This window comes from Armatimonadota bacterium, from assembly GCA_028871815.1.
In the GTDB taxonomy this organism is placed as follows: Bacteria; Armatimonadota; Chthonomonadetes; order Chthonomonadales; family Chthonomonadaceae; genus REEB205.
In genome coordinates this window covers 344234-354802 of the sequence record JAGWMJ010000003.1, presented here as the reverse complement: position 1 = coordinate 354802, position 10569 = coordinate 344234, and the positions used below count along the sequence as shown (strand labels likewise).

8 protein-coding genes are annotated in these 10569 nt (G+C 60.4%); 3 read left to right on the top strand and 5 right to left on the bottom strand.

What is annotated here, in order from left to right; translation table 11 throughout:
- Window positions 1–70 precede the first annotated feature (70 nt).
- Complete coding sequence (locus KGJ62_06005; GenBank protein ID MDE2126124.1) at window positions 71–3166, top strand: hypothetical protein; 3096 nt, start codon at window positions 71–73, stop codon at window positions 3164–3166.
- Between the two features lie 115 nt (window positions 3167–3281).
- Here the strand turns inward: KGJ62_06005 and pyrE are convergent, their stop codons facing one another.
- Window positions 3282–3866, bottom strand: a complete 585-nt coding sequence (gene pyrE, locus KGJ62_06000) for an orotate phosphoribosyltransferase (GenBank protein ID MDE2126123.1) — start codon at window positions 3864–3866, stop codon at window positions 3282–3284.
- A 98-nt stretch (window positions 3867–3964) separates the two neighbouring features.
- Between pyrE and KGJ62_05995 the strand changes: the two genes are divergently transcribed.
- Together KGJ62_05995 and KGJ62_05990 are read left to right on the top strand one after the other, a co-directional pair.
- A complete protein-coding gene (locus tag KGJ62_05995; GenBank protein MDE2126122.1) occupies window positions 3965–5197 on the top strand; it encodes a hypothetical protein in 1233 nt (410 codons plus the stop codon).
- Window positions 5198–5239: 42 nt separating this feature from the next.
- Window positions 5240–6709, top strand: coding sequence for a hypothetical protein (locus KGJ62_05990; GenBank protein MDE2126121.1), 1470 nt, complete (start codon window positions 5240–5242; stop codon window positions 6707–6709).
- Between the two features lie 13 nt (window positions 6710–6722).
- On the opposite strand, the gene KGJ62_05985 is transcribed toward KGJ62_05990, so the two are convergent.
- The 4 genes from KGJ62_05985 to KGJ62_05970 form a co-directional block, all read right to left on the bottom strand.
- A complete protein-coding gene (locus KGJ62_05985; GenBank protein ID MDE2126120.1) occupies window positions 6723–8195 on the bottom strand; it encodes a trypsin-like peptidase domain-containing protein in 1473 nt (490 codons plus the stop codon).
- A gap of 160 nt (window positions 8196–8355) precedes the next feature.
- The gene (locus tag KGJ62_05980; GenBank protein ID MDE2126119.1) at window positions 8356–8970 is read right to left on the bottom strand and encodes a zf-HC2 domain-containing protein; all 615 of its coding nucleotides are present in this window, start codon (window positions 8968–8970) and stop codon (window positions 8356–8358) included.
- Window positions 8967–9569, bottom strand: a complete 603-nt coding sequence (locus KGJ62_05975; protein ID MDE2126118.1) for a sigma-70 family RNA polymerase sigma factor — start codon at window positions 9567–9569, stop codon at window positions 8967–8969. The genes KGJ62_05980 and KGJ62_05975 overlap by 4 nt, the downstream gene beginning before the upstream one ends.
- A 5-nt stretch (window positions 9570–9574) precedes the next feature.
- Complete coding sequence (locus KGJ62_05970) at window positions 9575–10561, bottom strand: polysaccharide deacetylase family protein (GenBank protein ID MDE2126117.1); 987 nt, start codon at window positions 10559–10561, stop codon at window positions 9575–9577.
- Window positions 10562–10569 lie beyond the last annotated feature (8 nt).

Below are 10569 nucleotides of genomic sequence, written 5' to 3'. Positions count from 1 at the left end.
GTTCGCGGCCACACTGCGGTATTCGCTTTCAGGCAGTGCAGACAACGCGACTGCGTACAGGGAGACGGACTTGCGTAACGGTAATGGTTGGAACGAATTGCGGGACCGAAATGGGTCGCCGTCGATCAGGTTGTGGGTAATAGCGTCGGTTTTGGTGACCGTCGTGTGCCTGCCCGCGCTTGGACAAACTGGTGTGGCGACCTCATCCAACGTCGCACCGGGCAAGTCCGTCCAAGCCGGCGTCAAGACGGCCAAGACGGCGACAGCGAAGCAGAAGCACGCGACTCCGAAACCAGCGAAGAAGAAACCGGCGAACGGCGTCAAGCGGTCAGTCAGGGCTCGTGGTGGAAAGGGAGCCATACCGGATTACAGCAAGTATTTCGGCGGCGGAGGGGGCGGTGGCAGGTTGGTGATACAGGCGCTGCCCGGTTCCGGTGGCCAAGCCGGCACAACCGTTAGCTCCACGGCGCCGTTCACGTTCGATTTTCACGGCGCCGATATCGATAACGTTCTCCGATTCTACGCGATGGCCTCTGGCAAAACGGTCACACCAGATCCCAGTCTATCCGGCCAGGTAACCATTATCAACCCAACGCCGGTTACGCTGGCGCAAGCGTTCCAGATACTCCAGTCGGTGCTGGCTGTCCGCGGGTTCACCGCGCAGACCAACGGGAACGTGATATCCATTGTTCCGCTCGATCGTGCAGTAGGCAGCACCACGCTGCTCAATAAGGGCGGCACCGCTACGGGTGTCAAGGCGATCGATCCCGGCGACCAGGTCATGACGCAGGTTTTGCCGCTGCAAAACGTCAGCGCCGACCAGATGGCAAAGGACCTGCAGCCGCTGATCAACAAGGGGGCAAGCCTCATCGGCAGCGCTGGGACCAATGCTCTCATTCTGACCGATACCGCAAGCAACGTGGAGCGGTTTATCCATCTCGTCGCAGCGCTGGACACGGCGTCGGCAAATTCGGAGATGAAAATCTATCCGCTTCGGCGCGCAGAGGCGGGTGAGGTCGCCGACCTCATCAACAAGATATATGGTGGTGGCGCGGCGCCAACCGCTCCGCAACCTGGTGGGAATCCCTTCGTGCGAGGTGGCCCGCAGCCGCCGAACGCACCGAAAGCCGCCGGCAGCAGCCAGGTGAATGCCGTTCCAGACACGCGTACCAACTCGGTGATCGTGATCGCGCCGCCCGGCACGCAGGAGCAGATCGCAGATACGATCATCTCGAAGCTAGACAGCAACGACACGAATTCACTGGCGACAAAAATCGTCAAGATTCGTTTCGCCGACGCCGACAAAGTCAGCGACCTCGTGAATCAGGTGCTTTCGGACCTCCATGGCACCGAAACGACTAACACGGGATCGTCGTTTCAAAACCGGGCGTTCGGCGGTCGATTTGCTTTTTTCAACCAGCAGAATCAACAAAACCAGGCGGGCCAGGTCCAAAGCAGCGACCCATTTGGTAAGGTCGTCCCGGACGAGCGTACCAATTCGCTTATCATCACGGCGTCGCCCGACCGCATGGCGCGTATCACCCAACTGATCGATCAACTGGATGTGAATGTGCCGGTTGAGAGCACAACATTTGTGGTGCCGCTGAAGAATGCCCAGGCCTCGGATGTTGCCTATGCGCTCGGCCAGGTATTCCAAACCTACCAGAACAACCAGAACAACGGCCTGTTTGGCTTCTTTGGCGGCAACTCGAGCTCCACGAGCAGCAGTTCGGGAGCCCGTACGCCGATCAACCGAGCGCTGGGCGGATCCAACAACACACTGGGCGGCCGGAGCGCCGTGATACACGGACCGCAGCCGCCACCACCGGCCCCAGGAGCTGCGGGGCAATCGGGTGGCGCCGGACAGGGCATACCCGGTGTAATGACGCAACAGGGCTTTGTGCCAACCGGTCCAATGCCACTGCTTGGCAACAACGGTGGAGACACCTCCTCCACGGCGGGTGATCCAACTGCTGCCGGGGCGCCAAGTCGTCAATTCTTCGGCGGCTTCGGTCGTGGATTCGGTTTCGGCGGGCAGCAGCAGCAGGGGCCGCAATATGGTCGTGGTGTTGCCGGCGAGTACGCCAACCTTCTGCAGCTGCAAGGCAACGTGTATGTACAGCCTTCGCCAAATGGCGACGCCGTGATCGTGACGACGGCGCCGGCCAACTTTGAAGCGGTCAAGAAGATCATCGACGAGCTGGATGTGGTACCCAGCCAGGTGATGATTCAGGTGGTTGTCGCGGAAGTCACGCTTGCAAAGGATGAGAAACTTGGTTTCTCATTGACCGGCATCCTTGAGCATCTGTTCAAGGGCGCGACGAGCGGGCAGGGCCAGATCGCACTACCGGCGACCGGCTTCGCACCTGGAACCGGTGGTACTGGCGGCACCTCGATTGACCCCACGCAGACCGGCACGCAGTTTGTACTGGGCAATACGAGTTACCAGGCCGTGCTGCAGGCGCTGGCCACCGATTCCAATGTGAAGGTCCTCGCCACTCCGCGCGTATTTACCAGCAACAACCAACAGGCCGAGTTCGACATAACCGAGGAGGTACCGTACGCCACAGGTACCACGGCCAGCGGACTCACTACTGCCGTTAGCACCAGTGTTGCCTTCCAGAACATTGGCTTCCTGCTGAACGTCACGCCGAGGATCACGCGAGAGGGCCAGGTAACCATCGCCGTTGTAGCCGAGTCGAGCGACCTACTCGGTTACCAGACGGTTGGCACGGGTAGCTCAGCGCTGCTGGAGCCGCTGTTCAATGACCGTTACGCAGATACCGACGTGACCGTTCAGGACGGAGAAACGGTGGTAATTGGCGGCCTTATGAAGGACGAGAAGCAGGTGAACATCGACAAGATCCCGCTGTTGTCGGATTTACCGCTTATTGGCCAGTTCTTCCGGAGCAAGGACACCAACCATACCAAGACAGAGCTCCTGATCTTCATGACGCCGCATGTGGTGCAAGGAGTTGAAGAAGCTCGCCAGATGACCAAGGACAATGCTGCCGGCATGATCAAGCAGGTTCCGGAACTGAAGTCGCTGCATCCTGGCCAGCCCGGCACCGTTTACAAACTGAGCCTGCCACCTGAGTCGCAAACGAAGGGCACGCCGCAGAAGTACCCGACCACTCCGGGTGCGGCTCCTTCGGGCTCGCCGTAAGATCAAGATGCGCAAGTAATGCCGTCCAGCGGTCCATCCTGCCTCCGGCCGGCTGGACCGCTGGATTACGCAAGCCGTGTAAGGTGCTGGTGGTGTTCCGCCGTCACAGCGTCGATTAGAGAGATCGGCTGCCTGGCTCGTCGATCGGCTTTCCATCCGCACACATCGGGCACGTTTCCGGCGTCCACGAATGCGCATCAACGCGTAAAAGCGCATCCGGCTTTGTAGCGAACGGTAGCCTGGCGCCGCTGCTGCGATCGATGAGCACTGCAATGCCCGCCAGCTCGGCGCCGTGCTCTTCCACGAGTTGAACGCATTCCGCGGCGGACCCGCCCATCGTGAGAACGTCGTCAACCACAAGGACGTGCTCCTGTGGCCCAAGTTTCAGTCCGCGCCGAAGGACGCGCCTGCCATGCTCCGCTTCCGCATAGAGCGCGCGCACTCCCAACTGGCGCGCTGTCTCCAGGGCCAGCAGAATCCCACCGGTTGTTGGGCCCAAAACAACCGTTACACCCTTTCCGCTCCACCGTCCGGCAATATCACCACATAATGTCTGGACGGCCGACGGAAACTGCAGTACCTGAAACTTCTCCCAGTACTCATCACTGTGACGCCCGGATGTAAGGCGGAAATGGCCCTTGCGGTACGCGCCGGCATCCAGGAATATCCGACGAACTTGCTCATCAGTTAGCAATCCGATGCTCCCGGCTGGTCACTGCGGACGCGCTTATATCGGGTAGCGCACTCCGTTAAAGCCGTCAACTGCTGTTTCACCAACAATACCGACAGGAGCATATTTTGGCCACCGACCAACTTCTTGCCTCAGCCAGCACCGTGGATATTACCCCGAACGACCCGTGCTGGATGGCGGGCTACGCCGGAAATCGCCGTAGTTGCGGAGTGCGCCATCGGTTGACGGCCAGATGCCTGGCACTTCGACAAGCCGGCGTGACCGTAGTGCTGGTGGTTGCCGACGTTATCGGTTTGCCATGGTACTTTGGCCAGCGGCTTCGGCGGCTCGTGCACGATGTGGTCGCACCAGGGAGTCTTGTGCTCTGTGCCACACATACGCACTCGGGTCCCGACACGATCGGCTTGTGGGGCGCAACGCCGGAGGTCAGCGGAGTTAGTCCAGCCTGGATGCGAACGATCCTCCTCGATATGGAGAGACTCGTACGCGACACAGTTCAAACTCTCCAACCAGCCCGGGCCGTCGCGTCTTGCGGCAACGCGCCAGACGTCAGCGTCAACATCCGTGACGCCGGCGAGTTGGACCGCGTGATAGCGGTTTGTGCTCTGCAGACGCACGGGGGAGAACCGATAGCCAGCGTTGTCAATTTCGGCTGCCACCCCGAGATCCTGAACAACAGGCTCCTGACGCCGGACTTTCCACATAATCTTCGTCAAGCGGTGGAGTCCCGTATCGGTGGAGTCTGTCTGTTCGTGAATGGCGCGCTTGGAGGTATGGTGACTGCGGCCTACGACGAGTCGGCGTCACCCCCTGGCGAAAACTGGGCAGCGGCAGCGGCCATAGGAGGGCGATTAGGCCGTGCTGCGGTACAGTTGATTACGGTAGCACCCTCAGTGGGTCCGGGCCAATTGGCCACAGCCGATGTCCGCACGCGCGTCCCCGTAGAGAATCGCAGATTCGACCTCTTGAGGCGGTCCGGCGTACTCAGAGGCAGCCGCCGGGCTGCCGGCTATGTAACGTCTTCGGTCGCGGCGTTTCGACTGGGATCCGCCGTCTTTATCACCATGCCTGGAGAGCCTGTACCGGCAATTGGCAAGCGGCTGCGACTTGCCCTGAACGACTTCACTCCGTTCCTGATGTCGTTGGGCAACGACGAATTAGGCTACATCCTCACGCCTGCGCAGTTCCAGAATCCGCTCTACCAATACGAGCAGAGCATGTCGATGGGAACGCAAACCGCAGACCGTATCGAGCGTGCGGTCCGCTCCGCTCTACGCAAAGTGGGTGTGCGTGTCAGCTGCCTTGGCGAGCCCGGCGGCAATTGGACGGACGGTTGTTGACATGCCACCTCGTTAGGTGATAGATTCAGGCACCGATTGTCGATGGAGGACCTGTACGTGCGCGCCAAACTTACCAACTCAGCTGGCCGGCATTGGGGCGTCCTCATGGCGTCCGTCCTTTTGGCTGTCACGTATGCTCAGGCACGCGGCCAGGCGGGCGGCACGCCGCCTGCGGCCGGGCAAACCGGCGTCGCTGTGCAGCCGCCGCCACCGGGTGGCGGAATCGACTTTCGAACACGCCCGCGCTATCCAACCGACCCACAGCGGCTTCGACGCACGGTCCAGATTGATGGCGTTTTGGAGGACGGCGAGTGGGATCCCTTTTACACCATCGACGATGGGCCAATTCAGGGCACATTCTACTGTAATTGGGACGATAACTACCTGTACCTGGCCGCCAAAACCAACCAGCCATCAACGGTACTGATCGATGTGGACACGGGCGGTGACGGATGGCTGCACGGTGCGAACAATCTGGAGCTTCTCGTCAGCGACGTATCCAACTCAGCGCCTCCGACCGTTACCACACGGTTACTGGATGCCGCCACCAACAAAGACGTACCGGCGTGGAACCTGACCGCTGTCGATCCGAAAACCATCCAGGTGGCCGGTAAAGTTGACAACGGTACACAGGTTATCGAGTTGGCGATCCCAAAAAACACGGCCAGCCTGGTTCTGCGCCCGGGCGCAACCATCTCGCTTCGCGCCGAGTTTCTGCCTCCAGCTCCGGCCTCGGCGTATCCGCCGACGCAACCTTATGATCCTCACCTGTTGCTGGATGCAAACCTGGTCGATACGCGCACTTCCGAGGTTGCCGGTGTGCTATCACGCTTAAGTTTGTCGGATTACAAGTGTATCGCCGGCGAACGGCTGTTCGCTACCCTGGAACTGGATAACCAAACCGATATCCCGATGGACATTAACACGGTGGAGTTCACCGGCCGGGGCCTTTCGGTGAATGCCGTGAATACCCTGCGCGAAGTTACCGTTCCATCGCTGCCGGGCCTGAAAAAGCTCAAGCTGCCCTACAACACTGTGCTCCCGCCGAACCTTGCCGTGGGTAGTTACACGCTGGACGTTACGGTGGATATGGGCAAAGGACGCCAGCTGCACACGGATGCGGCGTTCTCAGTTGTCCAACCGCTCCAGGTCCAAATGAGTGCAAACCCGGCGACCGTGGTCGTCAACGGCCCGTCCCGGGCAAATGTGGATGTCAGCGTCTTCAGCGCGGTGCCTAACGGTATGACCGGTAACGTGCAGCTGACGGGATTTCCGTCCGGATGGATACTGCAGGGCGGGGCGAAACGATCGGTCCATGTAGATCGGGCCGATGCTCAACGCGTCGTCCGGTATCAGTTCAACGTCCGCTCCGATACGCCTCCCGGTGACTACCCGGTGTCGGCTGTTGTGACGTGGCACGGGATACAAATCTCGTCGAGTACCGTTGTGCACGTCATCGTGGCATCGAGTGCTCATCCCACCGCTCCGCCACCAGCCAATCCACCTCACTAGAGAGCCGATGAGGTCAGGTGAGCGGTATAGCTAAGAAGCGCTCTACCGGTGCATTTGCGCCGGGCAGGTGCAGCCAGCAGTAGATTCGGACCACTGAACCCGGACGAATTCCGGATGTTGCCGCCAAATACGAGGCTACATCCGGCGTTGCGCTATCGTTAACGCGCACGATGACGTTGCCGGCGGCAATCGCGTCGTATGCAGCCGAGGCAGAGTCGCTGTCAACCGACATAATCACGACTCCCCGCGTGGATGGCGCAAGGCCAAGGTGTGTTGCAACGTCGTGCGTCAGGGGCGCCACGTCGATACCGAGCCTGGCCGGCAGCTTGTGGTTGCCGTTTGCAGTGGGCTGTGCCTCCGGAGCCGACGTGAGTGTTGTGTGCAGCGTTAGCCGCTTCCCATCTCGCACGCACTCAATAGCTACGTGCGTGCCGGGAAGGGTCTGTGCCACAACCTGGCGCAGCTGTCGCTCGTTCAGGATCGGGCGCCCGCCCATTGCCGTAATCACGTCGCCAACCTGAAGCCCGGCGTCTGCTGCCGGGCTGCCGCGCTGCGGCGACTCCTCGACAAGTGCGCCCTGGCTAACATGGAGGGCAGTAATGTCTGCTGGCGAGAGGCTCGTTGGATTAATGCCCAGGTAGCCATACGCCACATGCCCATCCGATTCCAGTTGCTGAACCACCCATTTCGCGCTATTGATTGGTATCGCAAATCCGATGCCGACACCGCCCGAACCGTTGGTCTCAATCGCCGTATTGATTCCAACAACCTCGCCGGCGATGTTGCATAGCGGACCGCCTGAGTTGCCCGGGTTGATTGCCGCGTCGGTTTGCAGCAGGTCGGGATAGTAACGCATGGCTCCGCCGGCATCCAGATCGTCAATCTGTTGCGATCGGTGCAGGCTGCTGATGACTCCCACCGAGAGCGATCCCTCAAATCGATATGGACTCCCGATGGCGATCGCCCATTGTCCGACCTGGCAGCTTTGCGAGTCGCCGAGGCGAGCGGCCGCAAAGGGTTGAGATGCGGAGATCTTGATCAGCGCCAGGTCGCTGCGATAATCGGCATATACGGCGCCGGTAAACTCACGACCGTCATGCAGCTTTACGACCACGTGATCAGCGCCGCCGACCACGTGTTCATTGGTCAGCACCCAGCCATCCGGTGAGATGATGACGCCGGAGCCGGAACCTGCAATCCGCGATCCCGGCGTTGCATCAAAGATGCGTGCATGTTGGGAACTGTTCAGCATGCGCGACGGTAGAGTGCGCGTTGTGTTTATGGTTACAACGGCCGGCTCTAACTGCGCAGCAACACTTTCGAAGCCTTTCTGGAGGGTGGCGAGCGCGGCTGTAGGCGGCGATGTGGGCGCCACCTGTGCGTTGACGTGCGCACTGCCGGCGCCGCACAGAAGGCACGAAACCACGGCGGCCGTGAAGGCTCGCGACAACAAGCGTGAAGCGCGGAAGGTCCCAAAAAGCGGCATAGCGCTAATCCTCTACTCCGGCATGTCTCGCGGGCGGCAGTCTAATTCCCAGCTCACGCCGGCCCCATAGCCGTCAACCGGGCATGTTCCTCGGGACGTGCGGTGGCGGCAACGAGCGGCAGCCCGATCAGATTGTAGCAGCCAGAGAGGGAATGCCGTATCAGTGGCCCGGGGCAATTCTCTTCCACACAATCGTCGAGTGACGGTGGCGGCTCGCCGGCTGTGTTGCTATTGGGATTTCATCGGTCGCCCACGGCGTGTCTGCGCCGGTGGAGGGCACGGAGTTCGGCATATCGGCCATCGGAGGGCCAAGTTCGAGCAGGCTGACATCCATGCCTGGACCGGTCAGGTCGGACTCGGAACGAGCTGGAGCAGGAAGGTCGTACATCACGGTGCCACCCTGCTGAAAGACAATTCGCTGCGATTGGGCCGCACCCACGTTATGCCACCAGAGCAATGCAGCCAAAGTCAACGCGGCGCCCGCTCCTGCCATCTTCAGCAAGGCGATGGAGCGATCCGTAAGCATTTCGCCAAACCCCGGATGTAGAAGCGGCGTACGCACCCTGGCGTATTGGCTGATTCGCGATGCCAGGTCGGGCGCACAATCGCGGACAGGCATGCGGCCGAGCAAGCGCTTGACCTGCAGAAGTCTCTCGTACTCTTCCCGGCAACTGCTGCAGGTGCGCAGGTGCGCGCCGACGAGCTGATGTTCGTGCCCGCGCAGTTCCGCGTCGATGTATGCCGAGAGATAGGCTCGTACCTTTCGGCAATTCACGATGCTGTGACTCCCTCGGCCAAGCCACGATCAGGCGCCGCGGCATGGATCCGCTGTCGGAGCAGTTTGCGCCCACGGTGCAGTCGTGACCGCACCGTGCCTGCCGAGGACCCAGTAGCCTCAGCGATCTCCTCGTACGACAGCCCCTCAACATCGGCAAGTATAACGGCGACACGAAAGTCGTGGGGCAGTGTATTGAGCGCTTCCTGCAGATACTCATCCAGTGCCTCGGAAAGCAACTGCTGCTCGGGATTGGGTTGTGTATCCTCAATCTCCAGGCACACTGTGTCGCCATTCGACGTGCGTTGATACAACGATTGGTGCGGCGCCTTGGGGCGCTTGCGAATCTCGTCAACCAGAACGCGCGACATTATCCGGTACAGCCAGTTTTCAAACGGGAGGGTAGGGTCGTAGCGGTCGAAGAACCGGTATGCGCGGAGGAAGGACTCCTGAGTTAGATCTTCTGCGTCTGCGTGGTTACCCGTCATACGATACGCTACGTTGTATGCCTGACGGTGGTAACGGTCCACAAGACGGTCAAATGCCGACCTCTCAACATATCGACTTGGTACGGCCACGCGCGCGAAGTTCACGAACATCCCTCCTAACGGGGAATACGGCTTGTGGAGGCGGTAATGTTCCCGGTTTGGGGCACGCTGGAACCACCAGCACGTGCAAGTCGAAGCACTGCCGGCGCGGCGCCTTTTGCGGGGTCGGCATGTGCGGCCAGGAATGCCAGAGCAGCCCGTCGCGGCTTGGGGGGCAAGTGCGCCAGCATCTGACTGATCGTGACGAAGGTGTACCCGCGCGCCTTCAGGCTAGCCACTATCCGCGGCAGTGCTTCCGCTGGATGTGGATAGTCGTGCAGCAGAATGATGCTGCCGTTTTCGACTCGGTCGAGCGTCCGCCGCGCAATGAATTCCGGTGAAGAGCGTGGGTCGTAGTCATGTGCGTCGGTGTTATAGCCGACCGTAATGTAACCCATAGCGTGCGTCAACCTCAGCACTTGCGGATCGAAACGCATTCCCGGCGGTCGTATCAGGGCCAGGTGCTGCCCGGTAATGCGGTAGTAGGTGATGTCGGTGTCGTTAATCTCGAGGTGCTGTCGCGCCCTGGAAACGTTGACGAGGCGCGGGTGGGTAAATGTATGGTCTCCAATCTCGTTGCCATCCGCCAATGTCTCTCGCACAAGATTTGGGCTTTGCGCCATCCGTTCGCCAACGTCGAAAAACGTAGCGTGGATGTGGTTCGCGCGAAGCGTGTTGAGGATGCTTTGGCAGCTGTCCCGGTGTGGGCCGTCATCAAAGGTCAGGGCAACTTCGTGCAGCGAGCGGTTGCCGTGCATCAGACTGGCGGTCGCTGCGTCGTAAAGGTCCTGGCCTAAAAGTCGGTGGTACCAATACACGGGGCTGACCAAATCACTCAGGGCGATGGTGCGATGCTCGTTGAGAAACCAGCCACCTGATGCGATCACCGCGGCTGCGCCCGTTGAGAGAACAGTTTTCGCCCAAACGGGGAGCGATCGCCATCCCAGGCGCTGCAACACGCCGTGCCGTTCCGGCTTGCTTGCGCCCTCGATGCCGAACTTCATGCTGCCAT